At 54.3% G+C, this 18,751-nt stretch carries 19 protein-coding genes; 4 read left to right on the top strand and 15 right to left on the bottom strand.

Features of this window, described 5'->3' with window-relative positions:
- Positions 1-196: 196 nt before the first annotated feature.
- The 12 genes from B0W55_RS04470 to B0W55_RS04415 all read right to left on the bottom strand — a co-directional run bounded on the left by B0W55_RS04470 (position 197) and on the right by B0W55_RS04415 (position 12,064).
- Positions 197-568, bottom strand: a complete 372-nt coding sequence (locus B0W55_RS04470) for a response regulator transcription factor (RefSeq protein WP_083743157.1) — start codon at positions 566-568, stop codon at positions 197-199.
- Between the two features lie 117 nt (positions 569-685).
- Complete coding sequence (locus B0W55_RS04465) at positions 686-1,312, bottom strand: response regulator transcription factor (protein ID WP_077044898.1); 627 nt, start codon at positions 1,310-1,312, stop codon at positions 686-688.
- 20 nt (positions 1,313-1,332) lie between these two features.
- Complete coding sequence (locus tag B0W55_RS04460; RefSeq protein WP_256576189.1) at positions 1,333-3,174, bottom strand: ATP-binding protein; 1,842 nt, start codon at positions 3,172-3,174, stop codon at positions 1,333-1,335.
- Between the two features lie 289 nt (positions 3,175-3,463).
- The gene (locus B0W55_RS04455; RefSeq protein ID WP_077044811.1) at positions 3,464-4,513 is read right to left on the bottom strand and encodes an acyl-CoA dehydrogenase family protein; all 1,050 of its coding nucleotides are present in this window, start codon (positions 4,511-4,513) and stop codon (positions 3,464-3,466) included.
- A 110-nt stretch (positions 4,514-4,623) separates the two neighbouring features.
- Positions 4,624-6,015, bottom strand: a complete 1,392-nt coding sequence (locus tag B0W55_RS04450; RefSeq protein WP_077044810.1) for an MFS transporter — start codon at positions 6,013-6,015, stop codon at positions 4,624-4,626.
- Between the two features lie 205 nt (positions 6,016-6,220).
- Positions 6,221-6,688 (bottom strand): cyanase, encoded by a 468-nt coding sequence (gene cynS, locus B0W55_RS04445; protein ID WP_077044809.1) that lies wholly within the window; start codon positions 6,686-6,688, stop codon positions 6,221-6,223.
- Between the two features lie 208 nt (positions 6,689-6,896).
- Positions 6,897-7,529 carry a carbonic anhydrase gene (locus B0W55_RS04440; protein ID WP_077044808.1) on the bottom strand — a complete coding sequence of 211 codons (633 nt, stop codon included), beginning with the start codon at positions 7,527-7,529 and terminating at the stop codon, positions 6,897-6,899.
- A gap of 464 nt (positions 7,530-7,993) precedes the next feature.
- Positions 7,994-9,031 (bottom strand): SLAC1 anion channel family protein, encoded by a 1,038-nt coding sequence (locus B0W55_RS04435; RefSeq protein ID WP_218189755.1) that lies wholly within the window; start codon positions 9,029-9,031, stop codon positions 7,994-7,996.
- Positions 9,032-9,273: 242 nt separating this feature from the next.
- Positions 9,274-9,933 (bottom strand): carbonic anhydrase, encoded by a 660-nt coding sequence (locus tag B0W55_RS04430; protein ID WP_077044807.1) that lies wholly within the window; start codon positions 9,931-9,933, stop codon positions 9,274-9,276.
- Between the two features lie 39 nt (positions 9,934-9,972).
- A complete protein-coding gene (locus tag B0W55_RS04425) occupies positions 9,973-10,221 on the bottom strand; it encodes a DUF2790 domain-containing protein (protein ID WP_077044806.1) in 249 nt (82 codons plus the stop codon).
- 97 nt (positions 10,222-10,318) lie between these two features.
- Positions 10,319-10,786, bottom strand: a complete 468-nt coding sequence (cynS, locus tag B0W55_RS04420) for a cyanase (protein ID WP_077044805.1) — start codon at positions 10,784-10,786, stop codon at positions 10,319-10,321.
- A 507-nt stretch (positions 10,787-11,293) separates the two neighbouring features.
- On the bottom strand, positions 11,294-12,064 hold the full coding sequence (locus B0W55_RS04415; protein ID WP_077044804.1) for an alpha/beta fold hydrolase: 771 nt from the start codon (positions 12,062-12,064) through the stop codon (positions 11,294-11,296).
- A gap of 159 nt (positions 12,065-12,223) precedes the next feature.
- On the opposite strand from B0W55_RS04415, the gene B0W55_RS04410 reads away from it, so the two are divergent.
- A complete protein-coding gene (locus B0W55_RS04410; protein ID WP_256576188.1) occupies positions 12,224-12,673 on the top strand; it encodes a MarR family winged helix-turn-helix transcriptional regulator in 450 nt (149 codons plus the stop codon).
- A 150-nt stretch (positions 12,674-12,823) separates the two neighbouring features.
- On the opposite strand, the gene B0W55_RS04405 is transcribed toward B0W55_RS04410, so the two are convergent.
- From B0W55_RS04405 to B0W55_RS04395, 3 genes are all read right to left on the bottom strand, one after another.
- Positions 12,824-13,630 (bottom strand): lytic transglycosylase domain-containing protein, encoded by an 807-nt coding sequence (locus tag B0W55_RS04405; RefSeq protein WP_077044802.1) that lies wholly within the window; start codon positions 13,628-13,630, stop codon positions 12,824-12,826.
- 248 nt (positions 13,631-13,878) lie between these two features.
- On the bottom strand, positions 13,879-14,130 hold the full coding sequence (grxC, locus tag B0W55_RS04400) for a glutaredoxin 3 (protein WP_077044801.1): 252 nt from the start codon (positions 14,128-14,130) through the stop codon (positions 13,879-13,881).
- 27 nt (positions 14,131-14,157) lie between these two features.
- Positions 14,158-14,676: a carboxymuconolactone decarboxylase family protein gene (locus B0W55_RS04395; protein ID WP_077044800.1), complete on the bottom strand. Its 519-nt coding sequence runs from the start codon at positions 14,674-14,676 to the stop codon at positions 14,158-14,160.
- A gap of 682 nt (positions 14,677-15,358) precedes the next feature.
- On the opposite strand from B0W55_RS04395, the gene B0W55_RS04390 reads away from it, so the two are divergent.
- The 3 genes from B0W55_RS04390 (at position 15,359) to B0W55_RS04380 (ending at position 18,685) form a co-directional block, all read left to right on the top strand.
- The gene (locus B0W55_RS04390; RefSeq protein ID WP_077044799.1) at positions 15,359-16,594 is read left to right on the top strand and encodes an ammonium transporter; all 1,236 of its coding nucleotides are present in this window, start codon (positions 15,359-15,361) and stop codon (positions 16,592-16,594) included.
- A 263-nt stretch (positions 16,595-16,857) separates the two neighbouring features.
- A complete protein-coding gene (locus tag B0W55_RS04385; RefSeq protein ID WP_077044798.1) occupies positions 16,858-17,469 on the top strand; it encodes an FMN-dependent NADH-azoreductase in 612 nt (203 codons plus the stop codon).
- A 178-nt stretch (positions 17,470-17,647) separates the two neighbouring features.
- Positions 17,648-18,685, top strand: coding sequence for a dienelactone hydrolase (locus tag B0W55_RS04380; RefSeq protein ID WP_077044797.1), 1,038 nt, complete (start codon positions 17,648-17,650; stop codon positions 18,683-18,685).
- Positions 18,686-18,751 lie beyond the last annotated feature (66 nt).

The raw sequence follows: 18,751 nt of genomic DNA, 5'->3' as shown, positions 1-18,751 counted from the left end.
CGAAATTCTTAGCGCCTGAGTGGTAGTCGCTAATACAGAAGTATGTGTTTGAAGGGGGTGGAGATGTCACGAAGGTGTAAGTGTTTCCACGCCAGCATAGGAATGACGGGAGAAGGGGGAGGGCACTGAGGGGGAATGGGGCAGTGGGTGACGGTGTTGAATCAGGGTAGAGAAAGGTAATAACTACAGCTCGTTTTCAATCTCTGCTGAAGATCTGCTCGATGCAGTCGATGATCACTTGACCATCAAACGGCTTGCTAAGAAAGGAGACCGCGCCAGCCGCTGTCGCACGATTGCGCACCGATTCTTCCGGGTAAGCGGTGATGAAGATGATTGGGATATTCTGTCCATCGCTGACCAGCTTGCCCTGGAGATCCAGACCGGTCATTCCAGGCATCTGAAAATCAGTGATCAGGCAGTCGGTCATGCCCCGTTCAGCGGACGCCAGAAAATCCTCGGCACATGAAAAAAGCGAGGATTCATAGCCCATTGAGCGAACCAGACTGCTCAACGCGATACGACCTGGCTTGTCGTCATCGACAATGGAAATCATGGGGGTTTTGTTCACGGTGTTACACCCTAAATCCGGTCGGTAGCAAATTCGAGGACGATGTGCACTCGACGTCTGACGACCACTTTAGGGGCGTATTACAATTAAGGAAATAACACACACGTATTACTGCAATCAGTGTTTCACGCCAATTCCCAGTGCTTCGGCCATGCGAACCAGGTCTGCAAACGATTTCGCCTGCATCTTTTTCATCGCGTGACCTCGATGAATTTTCACTGTTACTTCACTCAAACAAATCTCGCTCGCAATCTGCTTGTTCATCAAACCCTTGACCGCATAGGCCATCACTTCTCGCTCACGGGGGGTCAATGTCCTGTAGCACGCGTTCATTTCGGAATCCTGCTTGTCGCTTTCTCTTCGTTTCCCATCCGCCCTGAGGGCTGCTGACACGGCGTCCAAAAGATCCTGATCGCGGAATGGTTTGACCAGAAAATCCACAGCCCCGGCCTTCATCGCTTTTACAGTCATTGCAATGTCGCCATGTCCGGTAATGAAGATGATGGGGACATTGTTATTCGCATCAAGCAGCTGACGTTGGAAATCCAGGCCGCTGGAGCCTTGGAGACGAACGTCCAGCACCAGGCAGCAAGGAGCCTGCGGATCTGGGCGTTGCAGGAACTCCGCTGCCGTGGCGAAGGTTTCGACACGAACGTCCGTTGAGCGGAACAGGCTGCTGAGTGCGACGCGTACCGCTTCATCGTCATCAACAACGAAGACAATCGGCCCATCGTCCAATGGCATTTGCGACGCGGTATCCTGGCTCACACATGCTCCTTCCGGGTAACGGGTAAGGACAGATGGAAAGTCGCGCCTTCTCCCTGTTCAGACGTGGCCCATATACGCCCACCATGGGCTTCGATGATTGATTTGCAAATCGACAGCCCCATCCCCATCCCTTCGGCCTTGGTGGTGTAGAACGCTTCGAACAATTTCGACATCTGATCCGGCGCAATGCCCGGGCCATTGTCTTGTATCTCGATGAGCACTTCGCCCATTGCTGAGTTTTTCAGGCTCAAACGCAAGGTTCGATTTTTGGTTTTCGCGTTGATCATTGCCTGCATGCCATTCATCAGCAAATTGATAATGACCTGCTGTAACTGGACTCGGTCGCCGTCGACCTCGGCAACCTCGTTGAGATAGCTAAGGTCTAGCACAATTTTGTTTCGTTTGAGTTCTCTCTCGACCAGGGCTACGGACTCATTGATGATTTCAATAAAGTTGAGCGCAACGTTTTGTGGCTGTGATTTGCGGGACATCGCTCGGATACGGCGGATGACTTCGCTTGCCCTGTTAGTCTCACTGACCATGCGTTCGATTGCACCACGCACCTCGCCAATGTCGGGTACCTCCCGATTCAGCCAGCGCAACCCAGCGGTACCGTTGGTCGTCACGGCGGCCAGCGGCTGATTGACCTCATGGGCGATGGACGCCGCGAGCTCTCCAAGGGTGGCGACGCGAGTGACGTGAGCCAGTTCGGCTTGTGATCGATGCAATGCTTCCTCAGACGTTTTCGCGTCGGTGACGTCCATCAACGCCCCGATGTACTCAAAGTCGTCCGGCCCATCTTCCATCAGCTGCGCCAGCATTTGCAGATATTTGACGCGCCCGTCCGCCATCAAGAGTCGGTACTCTGCGTTTATTCGGGATTCTTTCTGGTAGGCACGCTTGATCGACTCTTTCACCAGATGGAGATCATCTGGATGGGTTCGATTCAAGACGCTTGTCAGCATTGGATGCTCGTCGATATCGAATTCAAATATCCGCCGTGCTTCATCCGACCAGTACATTTCGCCGCTCGGGACCTTGAGGCCAATGCTTCCTGTCCGACTGAGCCACTGTGCGCCTGCAAGGAACGCTTCGCTGCGCTTGAGTGCATCGATTGCGTGCTTTCGTGCTGAGATGTCGTTATGTGTCGCGAGGATTGCCTTGGGCTCATTGTGCTCCCCACGTGATAACGAACATCGGCTTACAACGGTCACGCATGCTCCATCTCGACAGTGCTCGACGACCTCTCCCTCCCAATGACCCGTTTCCAGAAGCGAGGTCATCATCTCGTCCCAGGATGTCATGAGCTGAGGTGCCAGGAGGGTACGAAAATCTTGGCCTATGGCTTGTTCTCTCGTCCAGCCGTACAGCGCTTCGGCGCCGGCGCTCCAGGTCGAGATGATGTGGTTCATGTCGCGTACGATGATCGCGTCATGGGTTTGTGCCAGCAGTCGAACCTGTTCCTGCAGCTCATCACTGAAGGCCTTGTTTTTAAGAGCTAGAAGCGTCGTGATGCCAATCGCTGAAAGGCTGACCAAAAGTCGCGCAAAACTATCGTCATAAATATCCAGACCATGTTCTGAGACAAATGCAATCAGCGTTAATCCGATGCAAACCAGAGAAACGAGGATGACGCCTTTTTTTGGGAATATATTGACAGAAATCAGAATCACCGCCACGTAGAGCACTGCTATCGCGACATGGATTGAGCTGACAAGGTCGACGATGAATATGGTGCTTGAAAGCGCTATTGCGCCTAAGCGTTTAAGCTGCAAAAAAGAAAGAAGGGGGCGGGAGTACGTTCCAGTAATTACCTTTGGTTCGGTTATGATTTTCATAAATCAATGGGCCCGCCAAGTCTGTAATTCGACACCGACAATACCCTTGATTTTAGTCGGTAAAACTGTAGCGAGCAAAACCGTTCGCCGGCAATAAACCTGATTAGCCTGCAATAAAATGGCCGTTTTGAACTATATAATTCAGCGGTCCGAAAGAGTCCTGAAATTTTTTCAGTCGGGTGCTATTCGAACGTTATCAGAGCCGGTCACGTCTACAGGAGCGGATCTTGATAACGGAAAGGCTGGCCGTCATGAAAACACGACGTGATCGAGGAACAATACACGTTGGTCATCGCTGCAGTTGAGCGCGAAGCTGCACCAGAGTCGGGGTAATGATGGGTATGAATGCCGATTCGCGCCACCGCCGGGCAAACCCAGTACCGTGTTCGTTCAGATAGGCTTTGCCACCGCTCGCTTGCAGCTCCAGTTGCACGGCATTGGCAGCCGCCTCAGCCAGGGATATCCGCAGGCAAAACAAGGCTGCGGGTTGTTCCCGAAAACGCCCGTTCAGCAACCCACGCTTGAGTTCGGTGACCATCCCTTCCAGTTGCCAGCGTTGGTTGAGCAAGGTTTCCAGCAGGGTCGAGCGGTCGTGCTGCAAGTGCTCCTCCACCTCCTGCAACGAGCGTCGGGCCAAGCCAATGGACATGCCGCACTGCAACCCAAGAAATGCGGGTCGCGCCGACTGCACAAAGGCGTGCGCATCGTCATGCAGTAACCATTCTGTCCCAACTTCGGCCTGGACTAAATCCAAGGCAGCTGTATTGCTCGATTGCAATCCCATCAACTGCAAATCTTCTGAACGCGTAAGGCCTGTTGTTGAGCCCGGAATCGCCAAAATGAAAGGCTTGCCACCTTGCGTGTTCTCTACCGCGGCCGCGACCACGAATCCACTCCTGCGCAAATTCGTTACCCAATGAAGACCTCCATTCAACGCCCAGCCCACTTTGGTCGGGCTGCCTTGCACCTGCAGCGCTTCAATGCCCGACAGGAACTTGATGGCATTGGATAGGCCCGTTGCGCCGGCCAGTTTTCCGTCAAGCAGGAAGGGGAGCAGCCTTTCACGCAATGCGAAATTAGAGCTTTGCAGTACATATTCGATAAATGTGCGTTGACCCCAAAGGACAAAGGCTGCCGTCAGCGAATGGCTGGCGACGGCCGCTAACATCTCAACCGCGTCGGCCAGATTCTTGCCGCTTCCGCCCAGGAAAGGACTGATTCCAACGCGTAATACGTTGGCCTTCGCCAGTTGTGACAAAACAACTTGTGGATCACTGGATCCCGAGTCAAGCCCCTCTGCGTGCGTGTCCAGCCATTGGCTTAATGCCAAATCAAGCATGTTTGATTCTCCTTGAACATCTGAAGCGAGCTACGTAGGGGAACTGAACTGTCTGGCACGCATGGCAGGCCTGTTTGTGGCGCGGCTCGTGCCATGACAGCGATCGCCGTTCAAGTGCGTACGGCGACCACGCGCCCAAAACTGGCGACGCTTGCGGTTGCCGCGAATGCGGCAGCTGCCCACAGTGCGAATATTGCTCCTTGCTCGCTCGATAACATGAAACAGTAGGCAACTAACGCCGCTCCCGTGGATTGTCCGATCAGTCGAGAGGTCGCAACCATGCCACTGGCGCTGCCAGCGCGTTGAGGTGGTGCGCTGCCCATGAACCCTTTGAGGTTAGGTGCTTGGAAAAAACCGAACCCAACCCCGCACATTGCCATCCGCCAACTGATGTCGAGTGTCGACGGGGCATCGGGCATCAGCACCAGGGCGAGCAATCCAGCCGCCAATATCGCAAGGCCGATTCCGCCCAATGCGCCGGGGGAGTAGTGATCGCTCAAGCGACCAGCAATCGGAGCCATGATTGCCACCATGACAGCCCAGGGAGTCATTAGAAATCCGGTCTCGACAGGGGACCGACCCAGCGTGGAAAAGAAGTAGAAAGGCAGGGCGACAAATGCCAGCCCCTGAGCCGCGAAAGTACATACCGACGTGACGACTGAGAGCGCGAACATGGGGCGGCGGAGCAGGTCGATTGGCAGCATTGGCGCTTTGTGGTCCGCCTGCCGATGCAGTAACAACGCGAAGAACAAGACTGCGCCGATCAACTCCAGCAGCAGCGTTGTAACATTGGCTTGATGAGCCGCATCTCCAAAAAGCAGGATCAACAAACTGAATGCCATGACGTTGTACAGGGCAGTCAATCCGTCGAATTTGTGCGTTGCACGGTGGGTGGCAGGCAGTACTTTGCGACCGAGGAAAAATGCAACCAGGCCAAGCGGAACATTAATTGCGAAGAGCCACGGCCAACTGGCGACTGACAAAATGAGGGACGACATGGTCGGCCCTATGGCAAAAGCGACAGCGACCACCAGCGCGTTGGTCCCATAGCCTCGACCCAGCATTTTAGTGGGATAGATGGCTTTGAGCATGGCGGTGTTCACACCCATGACAGCGCTCGCGCCCACCCCTTGCAGCAGCCGAGCGGTGACAAGTGAAGGTAACGACCAGGCAAGTGCGCAACCCAGGGAAGCAATCGTGAATAAAAGCAGCCCAAAAAGAAGAACACGGCGATAACAGATAATTTCACCGAGTGCCGCGAACGGTAAAAGGGTTGCGACCATCGCCAGTTGGTAGACGTTGATGATCCAGACCGATGAGGCGGGCGTGGCGTTTAATTGCTCAGCAATCGCCGGCAACGCTACGTTCGCTATCGCCGTATCAAGGGACGCCATGCCAACACCGATGGCGAGGGAAAATATGGCCAGTCGGCGGGCGCTTTCAGGTAGCCCATCGGCGGCAGGGAGGACACTGTGTGCACCCAATGTTGTTTCTCTGGACATGCTGGCTCCGATAATTGAGTTAGGTGCCTTAGCCATGCAAATTCAGCAGGCCTTTTTCCTGAGCCAAACGCACACCAAGACAGGAACTGGAATGTTGTTCATGAACAATCTTCCAATCGCACATGGTGATGTCCAGGATTGACAGGAAATTTTTAAAACAGGCCCGCACAGGATGCGGGCCAAGTGCCAGGGGAGAATGACGCTCTTAAAAAGGGCGCAGTGGCAGGAACTTGCCGTCCAGCGTGATCACGGCACGATGACCGCCTTCCGGGTCTTCAACTTTTTTCATATCCAGCTTGAAGTTAATTGCACTGATGATGCCGTCGCCGAATTGTTCGTGAACCAGGGCTTTAAGGGTGGTGCCGTAGATCTGGATCATTTCGTAGAAGCGATAAACCGTCGGATCCGTCGGGACACCGTTCAAGCTGCCGCGCAGGGGGATGATTTGCAGTGCGGCTACCGCGTCTGCACCCAGGCCCAGCTTTTCACCAACAACTTTAGCAGCGCTTTCTGGCAGCGGATGTTGACCGAGCAGAGCGGCCGTAACATACGCCAAGCCTAGGCCAGTGCCGTCGGCCATATCCTGCCAGGACAGGTTTTTCCGGGCCTTGGCATCGAGAATTTCAGTGGTCAGGGCAAGGCTGGCGTCTTTGTAAGCGTGGGACTGGACCATGGTATTTCTCCGCTCGATTTGTTTGATTGGTGTTGAACCGTTGGTGTCGCTTTGCTGTGAAGCAATCATCGTCTGAACGGCAGATAGCGTCCAAGACCCATTTACAATCCATTGGATAAGTCCTCCCTATAGATAATTGGTGGCAGATACTGAACATTTTTCCAGTAACTGTTTGAAAGAAATGAAATGACTTTCAACCAGGCGTTCATCAGGCTTTTGTTTCTGGAAAATCAACCAAAGAGACAAATTTATTGGTTTTTCCGTCCAGCGCCTCGATGGAGCCTGTTTCGATGTCATAAACCCAGCCATGCAGGTTCAGTTTTTTCTGCTCAAAGGCAAGCCGTACACTGGGGTGAGTTCGTAAGTTGGAGAGTTGAGCAATCACGTTTTCTCGTACCATCGAGCAAATGCGATCCTTGTCCGATGTAAAGGTACGAGTTGAGTTGATCACTTTTGCCGATTCTGCGTAGCTCATCCACGCAGCAACGGCCGGCAAATGGTTGAGGGATTTTCCACTCGAAACCGCCGTCATCGCACCGCAATCGGAATGGCCGCAAATGACTATATCGGACACCCCCAGCACGGCGACGGCATATTCCACTGTAGCTGTTACGCCGCCTGGTTGAGGTCCGTAGGAAGGGACGATATTCCCTGCATTGCGTATCACGAACAACTCGCCAGGCTCTTGCTGCGTCAGCATCTCTGGTATGACTCGGCTGTCAGAACAGGTAATGAATAACGTTTCAGGCGTTTGTGTTGTAGCAAGGTATTTAAAAAGATCCGTTCTTTGTGGAAAGACTTCTTTTTGGAATTTGATGAAACCTTCGATGAGCGCTTTCATGTGCAATTACCCCTCAGGTGGTGTGTTGAACGGTATTTTTATTACAGGCTAATCTGGGCAAGAGAGGGCGTCCAATAATAAGAGGGCGCATTGGTGTGCTTGTTATGTGAAATGAATATACTGGCTTTTACTCTTTGTGCTACTGAGTTTAATGTCTCGTTTATAATGTTGAAGTGCGGAATGGTCTTGACGATTTTTGTCAGATTATTCATGTGTTCACACTGCGATTTGTTTTAATTCCTCTTTAGGGCTGTCGCAGTCGAGGGTGCAGATCGTGAATTATTGAAATTATCAATAAAATTCAATATTGGCAAAATACGGATTGTTTTCGACGCATGTTTTTTGCTGTCGATAATGTGGTGTCGGAGAAGCTGCGGTGGGATATCTGATCTTGTAGTGGCTGGTGCGTGGGAGTAAGTCATCAGGGAGGGGCGTTACATGGAGTGTTATGTTTTTTGATTGGATTAGCCAATCAACAACTTCAGATGGCCCTGGAGCAGGCTCGCAATAGTCTTCACGGACATGGCAGTCAACAGTAATGTCACGCCTGCCAGCAACACGATCGCCACTGAGTGCGTAAATAAATTGGGTGAGTGCTGTGCATAGCGAAGTGCGCACACTGAAGCAGAGGCTAAAGGGAAACTCACTGACCACCAAGCCAGGCGAAAAGGGCAAGTGATCGCCAGATAGCGCAAGCGACCGATCATCACCGTCAGCAAAAAAATAGTCAGCATATAAAGGGCGGTTGCAAACCGGTCTACTTCACCAACAACATTCACATAGGCCGAAAACCCGACAGCGAAAGGCGCGACAAGAATCATCAAGGAAGGCTGAAGCGACACAATGAGCGGCTTTTCGAAGATCAATCTGGACATGACCAGCGTGAACAAGGGCACAGCGAAGAAGAGCCCGATGGCAAGCGAGAACATCAGTAATTCGTCCTGCCCATGTATCTGCAGGGTCGGCACTGCTATGGGGATGTTTATCAGCCCGACCATCGGAATAATCCATGCGGGCGTAGCATGCGCTGGCTGTTGCTGCTGTCCGAGCCAGCGGGAAATGATCACCCAGGAAAAAAGGATCATGCCCAGCGTGCCGACTGCCCAAATCCACCGTGCCGCGTTCAGGCTGTAGGCGCAGACGGGGATAGGAATCAACAGGAGGCTGATGAACAGCGTGCCAAACAAATTACCGGCAACAGGGTGCTGAAACTCTGCTTTTACAGCTTTGAAGCCCGTTACTGTCTTGATTGCATAGCCTATCCCGACAAGAACGAAAGCCATGATCGACAGGCTTGCGAAAAAGCTGGCCATCCATGAAGGCAAGCCATAAAGGCCGTCTGCGAACTTCCAAGCTGACGATAAGCCTGTCAGCCCCATGACCGCGCCAAAGAGCGCCACGGGCAAGTAACTCAGCGTACCTTCCCGCGTCGCTGTCGTGGGTGTGCCGTAGGCCAGGATCGTTTCGTCCGGCGCAATTGGGATACGGATTTCACTGCTCAACGTTCGTCCCCATTTCTTCTGACTGCAACGAATCGGATTGCCTTGATCGGTCGGCCAGCCACTCAACCTGTCAGCCGGCGTCGGGTGGCAGCGGCTCCTGGACACTTCAAATGCACTGATCTCATCGGTGTTTGTGCCCGTTGAGATTATGAGCAGCGTACGACTACGTAACGAGTTAAGAGCTGTGAAATGGTGTGATGAGATGCGAACTGCCGGGTGATGATCACCTCAACACGCCCGGATCATGCCACTGCCAGAGCACGTGCATTGACGGCACAGGTAGAAGGATGCTTGGCCAAAGACTTGAAGCTGCGATTGTCGACATCCAGAGCATCGATCGATCCGGTTTCGATGTCGTATACCCAGCCATGCAAATTCACCAGGCCTTTTTCCTGAGCCAGACGCACACTGGGATGGGTCTGGATGTTGGCAAGTTGGGCAATGACGTTTTCACGGACCATCGAACTGACCTTGGCGGCTTCACTGGCGTGCGGACGGGATTCGTTGATGACTTTTGCTGACTCGGCATGTTGCAACCAGCCAGCGACGGCAGGCAGGTGGTCCATGCATTTGCACTTGGCAACGGCTGTCATGGCACCGCAGTCCGAGTGCCCGCAGATCACGATGTCGGTCACGCCCAGCACAGCGACGGCGTATTCGATCGTGGCTGACACCCCACCGGATTGCGGGCTGTAGGAGGGCACTATGTTCCCTGCATTGCGAATGACGAACAGCTCACCGGGCTCTTGCTGCATCAGCAATTCGGGTACCACACGGCTGTCAGAACAACTGATGAACAACGTGCCCGGATGCTGGGTGGTGGCCAGGTGTTTGAACAGGTCAGTGCGCTGTGGGAACACTTCATTTTGAAATTTCAAAAAACCGTCAATGAGCGCTTTCATGGTTTGATCCTCAAAAAGTTAGTGTGCTGCCAGTGCTGATTAATTGCTGCAGCCGCCGCCGATGATGCTGTATTCCAGCGTATGCGTTTGCCCTTGGGAGTCCTGGTAGGTCATTTGAACGGGAGTGGGGGCGCATGTAGGCGCCGCTTCGGTAATATGGATTACTTTTGCGACATCCAGGTGCATACCATATTTGTAATGCACGACGTCTGTCGTGGTGCCGACTTCTTGTGCAAAAGCCGAGAACGAGGCGGTCAGCGATAATGCCAGGAACAGAATATTTTTCATGGTGAATGCTCCAATATTTGATAATAAGTAGTGGCCAGGCAAGCGTTTTAAGCAGGCCCGCAAGACTGCGGGCCAACTTGCGATTTCAATGACATTCTTAGAATGGACGCAGTGGCAGGAACTTGCCGTCGAGTGTAATGACTGCACGGTGACCGCCTTCAGGGTCTTCAACTTTTTTCATGTTCAGCTTGAAGTTGATTGCGCTGATGATGCCGTCGCCGAACTGTTCATGAACCAAGGCTTTGAGGGTCGTTCCGTAGATCTGGATCATTTCGTAGAAGCGATAAACAGTAGGATCCGTTGGGACGCCATTCAGACTGCCGCGCAATGGAATGATTTGCAGGCGGGCGACCGAGTCGGCATCCAGGTCCAGTTTTTCACCGACCACCTTGGCGGCTGCTTCAGGCAATGGGTGTTGGCCCAGGAGCGCTGCGGTGACGTATGCCAGGCCCAGGCCGGTACCTTCAGCCATGTCTTCAAAAGACAGATTTTTGCGAGCTTTGGCGTCGAGGATTCTGGCGGTCAATTCGAGGCTGGTGTCTTTGTAGGCGTGAGACTGTGTCATGGTTGTTTTCCTGTCGAAGTTAGGAGGTTTAAGGTTGCGTGTTGTGTGTGGCAATCTTCTGCCGTTTGCTTGATAGCGTCCAAGACTGATAGACAATGCTGCGTATAAGCCCTTCCTATGAATGTATTTCCAAGCTTCTCAAGTTAGGTTAAGTGAGGTCGTTATCGGCGCTTCACCGCTCGATCATTTTCCAGTGCATGGGGCTGGCAGCGTAATAAAGTTAGCGGCTCGATACTTCGGTGCTGCTTGGTAACTTGTTTTGCTGCCTTGGATCTAGAATGGAGTATTGGCCGCCATTAAGCACTTCTACCTAAGACCGAATTTTTTAGTGCGGGTGTACAGCCAGCTAATACTGAAGTATGTGATTTGACATGTCGCAGTATTAGAGCGCGCAAAGAAAAGCCCGCGTCAGAGCGCGGGCCAAATACATCAGGATCAGAAAAGAGCTAAGTCAATGAAGGTCAGATAATATGAATGCACATAGCCTCTTGATAACGGCTCTGAATATTATTTCGCTGCTTTTTCAATCAAATCGGCAACGATTTTCGGATTGGAGACCATCACGACGTGAGAAGCACCTTTGACCTTGACGACTGCCTTTGCGTGCGCGCGTTCAGCCATGAATACCTGGGCCTGAGCGGGGATGTTCTTGTCCTGGTCGCCATAAACGAAATAGGACGGAACGGTCTTCCAAGCGGGCTCAGTCGACTTCTCATTGAGCGCTTGCGCTGTCACTGGACGCTGGGTGGCGGCCATCAGCCTGGCTTGCGCGGCTGGCACATCAGCGGCGAACTGCGCGTGGAATTTGTCCTGCTGGATATAGAGGTCTTTGTTGCCATCAGCCAGATCCACAGGCGGAGCCAGAGTCGGGCCCAAGGTCGCCCCCGGGAATTTACCGGCCAGGTCTGCCGTCGACTCTCCTGCTTCAGGTGCCACACCCGCTACGTATACCAACGATTTGACATTGGTTTGACCGTAAGCCGCTTCAGAAATGACGGGGCCGCCATAAGAGTGGCCGACAAGGACCACTGGAGATTTGATGGAGGCTAGCAACTGCGCAACGGATTGTGCGTCGCCTTTGAGGCTGCGCAGTGGATTGGAGGCTGCGATGACAGGGTAGCCATCCTTTTCCAAAATCCTGATAACGCCATTCCAGCTGCTTGAATCAGCAAAAGCACCGTGCACCAGCACGATTGTGGGTTTGGCGTCGGCAGCGCTGGCAATGGCGCCGGTGAGGAGTGCGGTTGCGAGGGCCAAGCCTGAGAATATCTTTTTCATGCGGATGCTACCTGTCGGGGAGGGGGACTTCGATAAATATATTGCGCGCTAAATAGTCGCCTTGGTAGTAATCGTGAGCCAGGTAAAATTCAATGTCAATGGCTTGCGATTGAATCGTGCACGTAATAATGTGCATTCGAGACTAAAGGAGGGATTCAGGTGTCAGAAAACGGCAATAGCGACTTTGCGCCGCTGAATGATTTTTTATGTTTTTCGATTTACTCGGCCAGCCATGCGCTGACGCAGTTCTATCGCCCGATGCTGGAGTCGCTGGGTTTGACGTACCCGCAATATCTGCTGATGGTGACGCTATGGTCCGAGGATGATCAGATCATCAAGGACTTGGGTAGCAAGTTGTTTCTGGAGTCGAGCACACTCACTCCCCTGGTGAAGCGACTCGAAAGCGCGGGGTTGGTGACTCGCAATAGAGACCCACAGGATGAACGCCAGGTGCGCGTGAAACTGACGAAGGCAGGTTGGGCGCTCAAGGCCGAGGCATTGAAGGTGCCCAACTGCATTCAGGATGCTGTGGGACTGAGCGCTGAAAAAATCATGGAGATCCAGGCCGCGGTTGCGGGTATTCGTGACCGTCTGATCGAAAAGAGATGACGGCTCACATTTGCTGGTCACCGCGCACGCTCTCGCTGCCTATGTTCAACGAGCCATTGGAGGCTGCGTAACCACAGAGCGCGCGAGATCATTTCGCAGGCTTCAAAGGATGGTTGAGGGCGCTCATGCCCGATCATGCGCCCTACGGTATCAGCGACGGTTGCGATAGCGTTCGGTCAAGGACTGCACGAGGGTGACGTAGGATTGTGTCTCGGGGTATGGCGGCACCCCGTTGTACTCGGCCACCGACGCTTCGCCGGCGTTGTAGCCTGCCAAGGCAAGCATCTGATTGCCGTTGAAGCGCTTGAGCAGCCAAGCCAGATAGCGAACGCCGCCACGGATGTTCTGTCGGGCATCGAACGGGTCGTCCACGGCGAAGCGCTCGGCGGTGTCGGGCATCAATTGCATCAGCCCCTGGGCGCCGGCTTCGGAAATCGCATGGGGGCGAAACGCCGACTCGGCGTGTATCACGGCGCGAATCAGTGCCGTGTCGACACCAAAGCGCCCCGAAGCGGCTTCGATTTCCCGTCGATAGGACTGGGTGTCCAGGCGCAGCGAAGCGACCTTGAAATCCTTAGGCGCCGCACACAGATAGCAGCCCCTGATGTGATTGACCTCAAGGACATCGACCCGCTCGGAGATCCCGACGGGCCTTCGGCTCACATATTGACGAACACCCTTGTACATGAAGGTGTACACCCGAATCCGCATCGTGCCTGAGTCGTCGTCTCGCGCTACCCGGGGCCTGGTCAATGCCTTGGCACCGACACCGTCGCCCGCGTCGGCATTCACGCGAGCGCAGCGGGCGCCCGCGATGGCTTGTCTGGTATAGCGGATGGCTCCATCCATCGCTTGGCATTTGTACATGGCGCTGGCGCATAGCGGAACGGCTAGCAAGGCCAGCTCGAGGCAGCCAAAAAGACTCGTACGCGCCCATCGCCACGCTTTGGGACTCATCATATCGCTCCGGGCCGCAGGTGCTGATCAGGCCCAGGGCACTTGACCCTGAGCTATCTGGGGGGCTGTTCCGTGCGACCCCATTTTTGTTTTGATAGTTATACCCGTTGTAACCGAATTTGGAATTCGCGTTGACGTACGGGCCTGCTGGCGTAAACGGGCAACGCAGGCCTCAATGCTCGTTCGACGCCTCGTCCCGGCAGGTCAAAGCCGGGCGCAAGCCAGATCCGCAGGGCCCATGGCTGATCTCAAGCTAACATCGACATCAACCCGCCTTGCCGGTCCAGCTTGGCCAATTCATCGAAGCCGCCGATATACGTGTCACCAATGAAGATCTGCGGCACGGTGCGGCGTCCACTGCGTCTGACCATCTCTTCACGCTTGCCAGGGTAGGTCTGGATGTTGATCTCTTTCATCCCGACCCCTCTACTGGCCAGCAGGAATTTCGCGTTTCGGCAGTACGGGCAGGTCTCAGTGGTGTACAGCGTCACAGTTTTCATGGTGGGTTCTCTGTTTTTCGCCCTTACTCAGGAATTGATCGATGGGAAGTCGATGTCGGTCAACGCAACGTTGTTCAGGTAGTTGGTCAGCGTCTGCGAAGCCACATGTGCAATCACCTCAATGATCTTGGCATCGTCAATACCGGCGGCGCGTGCCTGGGCGATTTGCTCGTTGGTCAGATGACCGCGACTTTCAGTGATTTGCTTGGCGAGCAGTGCAAAGGCGTCGAGCTTCCCTTCGCGGGCACTGAGAATTTCCTGGTTGTTGTAACCGGCTTTACTGGCGAACAGCGTGTGGGCCGCCAGGCAGTAGTCGCAACCGTTAGCTTGGGAGGTGGCGAGGAAAATCGATTCCTTTTCCAGCGCGCTGAGGGACGTTTTACCTAGGGCAACAGAGCCTTGCATGTAGGAGGCCAGGACCGCCGGAGCGTGGGCGAGTACGCGGAAAACGTTGGGCAGGAAGCCGATTTTCTTTTGGATGCCATCGAGCAGTGGACGAGTAGCTTCGGTGGCGTGTTCAAGGTTGATTGGGACAATGCGAGTCATGATGATGCTCCGATGATTGATGCGCGATGTGCGCTGGGTACGGAGTCGATGTTAGAGGGGTTTTTGGCTTATTGGCTGCTAAAAATCCAAGATAGGCGACTGATCGTCCAAACTCGTTGGCGTAGATTAGCCATGGATCAGTGTTCGACAGGGTTGACGCATGCGGGTGTCAACGCCGGCCCCGTTCCTGGAGTGAGGCCGATCGTTCGGCAGCGGCCGATACCTCTCCCCATTCTTCTGCCGTAACGTGACAATGGCTTATAAAGTTCAGGCAGATGCTTCACGGGCATAGAAGATGGCCCGCGTTATAGGTGAGCGAGAATCGTGTATGTATCTATATCCTCGCCATCGGGCGTTATTTTTCGCCAGTTCTTCTCCAGGAAATTTAGTGAACTAAGTTTTCTGGCATGGCGATACTTTACTCTAATGGAACTGTTGAGCTAATTATTTCAGTAATTGAATAGTCAATTCATGTCGTGCAGATTTGTTTGCTGCTTACATAGAAGGAAATTAGCAGTTGTCTATTTCCGATCTCTCATTGAGTGTCCGAAAAACCTGTATCAATATGGGTAACAGGATGAATGCGAACCCAACGGAGCACACTATGCGCCTTCATCCGACCTAAGCGTTGTTGAGGGCCGGAGATTATTAATCAGACCTTTGATAATGCGCGGGGCATGCGATGGCCATTCTCTCTCCGGCAATTGATATTGGAAACACCGGCTTCATGTTGGTTTGCACTAGCCTGGTGATGCTTATGACGCCGGGACTGGCGTTTTTTTATGGGGGGCTGGTTTCAAGGCGTAACGTGTTGACGATGATGATGCAAAGCTTCGCCTCCATGGGATGGACGACGGTCCTTTGGTTTATGTTTGGCTACTCGATGTGTTTCGGTCCAACGTGGCATGGGATCATCGGCGACCCGACGTATTACGCGTTTTTTAATAATGTAACTCCAAGTACTATTTTCGCCGACAATGATGCCGGGATCCCGCTCATCGTTCATATCGCGTATCAGATGATGTTCGCGATCATCACTCCGGCGCTTATTACCGGTGCATTTGCGAATCGCGTGACTTTTAAAGCCTACATTCTGTTCCTGACGTTCTGGCTGATTTTTGTTTATTTTCCGTTCGTGCACATGGTGTGGAGTCCAAACGGGCTCTTTGCCAAATGGGGCGTTCTCGATTTCGCCGGGGGAATCGTGGTGCATAACACTTGCGGATTTGCAGCGTTAGCGTCTGTCCTGTTTGTGGGAGCGAGGAAAAAAACGGGAGACCGCCCCCACAACGTACCGTTGATTGCGCTCGGCACAGGACTTCTTTGGTTTGGTTGGTACGGTTTCAACGCAGGTTCAGAGCTGCGGGTGGATACGATTACTGCATCTTCCTTTCTGGCGACGGATCTCTCTGCTTCGTTCGCCGCTATTACATGGCTCATCGTCGAGCGAATTCACGCCAATCGCACGAGCTTCATCGGTCTATTGACGGGGGCCGTGGCGGGCCTGGCAACGATCACGCCTGCGGCTGGATACGTGTCGCTGACCACCGCGTGCTTTATCGGGATTATCGCGGGCCTGGTTTGCTACGCCACCGTATTGCTGGTGCACAGGCTTGGGCTGGACGACGCCCTCGATGTGTTCGGAGTCCACGGCATGGGGGGGCTGATGGGCTCACTCTTGCTCGGCATATTCAGCTCGCTGGCCTGGAATCCACACGGCGCCGACGGCTTGATCCATGGAGGGGGGGACTTCTTCTTCAAACAAGTCGTGGTGGTTGTTTGCTCCAGCATTTGGGCGTTTGTTTTCACCTACATGATGCTGTGGGTCATCAACCGATTTATCACTGTTCGAGTGTCAGAGGCTTCTGAGCTATCTGGATTGGATGCCGATCAACTGGGCGAAAATGCCTATGAATAGCGTGCCCGCAAATCCAACCATCCCACCATGGCGACCGTTTCCGACACAGCAGATGGTCGGTGGTAGGCAGTAGTAGAGAGAGGAGGGAGGTTCGGGGGGTATCGGTCATTCCAGGAGAATATTCAGGTCTTGCCTGGATGCGTCTCGATCGTCCTATCAGTGAGACAAACTATCGCATTGGTACTGTCTAATCAGTCATTGGTTTCGTCTGTAGGATTGTTCCATCAGATCGCCCTGCGGCGATCCTCACCTGGAGATCCCACATGAAACTGCTGCATATCGATTCGAGTATTCTTGGTGACAACTCGGCTTCCCGCCTGCTGAGCGGCGAAGTCGTCAAAGCCTGGCAAGCCGCCGAGCCAACCGCCGTGGTGACTTACCGCGACCTGGCCGCCGATGCCATGAGCCACTTTTCCTCGAACACCCTGGTTGCCGCAGGTACCACCGCTGAGCTGCGCAACGCCGCACAACAGCACGAAGCCGAACTGAGCGCATCGACCCTGGCCGAGTTCCTGGCCGCTGACGCGGTCGTGATTGCAGCGCCGATGTACAACTTCACCATCCCGACTCAGCTCAAAGCCTGGATCGACCGCATCGCTGTCGCCGGCCAGACTTTCCGCTACACCGAAGCCGGTCCTGAAGGCCTGTGCGGCGGCAAGAAGCTGGTAATCGTCTCCACCTCCGGCGGTATCCACGCTGGCCAGGCCACTGGCGTTGCCCACGAGGAGTACCTGAAGGTGCTGTTCGGCTTCATCGGGATCACCGACATCGAGTTCGTCCGTGCACACGGTCTGGCCTACGGTGACGAAGTGCGCACCAAAGCCATGAGCGATGCGCAGACGCACATCAGTGAGCAATTGTTCGCCGCCGCGTAAGGCTTGCGTAAAGCCTTTAAACGGCACAGGCAAACCTCCCGAAAACTCTGTATTCTGATCACGCAAGTGTCAGATACAGAGTTTTTTGTTTCTGGCTATTACACTTTTGCAGTAATAGTGGCCCGGGTTATGCAGTCGAGGGTGAACGTCTTCGATCCGGTAACAGGTGAGGCATCCGATGATGCGTCTTTGTGCAACCTTACTGATATGCCTGTTCGGCAGCCTGAATTCGGTGCACGCCGCCCCTGCGCCTCATCCACACTGGAGCGTCGGGTATCACGAGATGAGCTTTCTCGACCCGCTCGATCTGCAGCCGATGCGCGCCATCGCGTTCTATCCCTCCAGCGAAAAAGAACACACCAGCAAGCTCGAAGGCTACAACATCGAGGCCGGGGAAGACGCCAAAGTGGCCATGGGCCGCTTCCCGATGCTGATGCTGTCCCATGGCAACACCGGAACCCCGCTGGCCCTGCACGACCTCGCCACCTCCCTGGCGCGCAAGGGGTTTGTGGTGGTGGCGGTGATTCATCCTGGTGACAACTCCAAGGACCACAGCCGCCTCGGCACCTTGAGCAACCTCTACGGGCGGCCTATCCAGATTTCCGAAGCCATCACCGCGACCCTGGGCGACCGCATGCTTGCGCCGTTCGTCAACGCCGACCAGGTGGGGGTCATCGGTTACTCCGCAGGCGGCGAGACCGCGCTGATTCTGTCCGGCGCCACGCCCGACCTGGACCGCTTGCGTCGTTACTGTCAGGAACGCCCGGATGATCGCGACGCCTGCAATACCCAAGGTGAGTTGATCGTCGACCGTGATGATTTGCAGCCGGTGGCTGACCCGCGTGTCCACGCGCTCATGCTGATGGCGCCGCTGAGCCTGAAGTTTGGCCGCCATACCCTGGCCGACGTTCATGTGCCGGTGCTGCTGTACAGCGGTGATGGCGACAAACTGGTGGCCTTCGACAAGAACGCCGCCGCCCTGGCGCGCAAGCTGCCCATCGCGCCGGATTTCAAACTGCTGGCCGGGGCAGGGCACTTCGTGTTCATGGCGCCGTGCAACGAGGAACAGATTCTCGCCATGCCGGCGCTGTGCACCGATGCCGATGGCGTTGACCGTGAAGACATTCACCGCAACCTGATCACCGAAGCGGGGCGCTTCTTCTCACGTACCCTGGGCAGAGCGACCCGGGCGGGCATGCAAACTGCCGATCAATAACCGCGTACGCCCCTGCAGGAGCGAGCTTGCTCGCGATGGACGTTAACGATGACGATGGCTGTCTGA

Origin of the sequence: Pseudomonas sp. KK4 (genome assembly GCF_001984065.1) — a bacterium.
In the GTDB taxonomy this organism is placed as follows: domain Bacteria; phylum Pseudomonadota; class Gammaproteobacteria; order Pseudomonadales; family Pseudomonadaceae; genus Aquipseudomonas.
The sequence above is the reverse complement of the archived record's forward strand: the minus strand, read 5'-3'. Positions and strand labels throughout refer to the sequence as shown.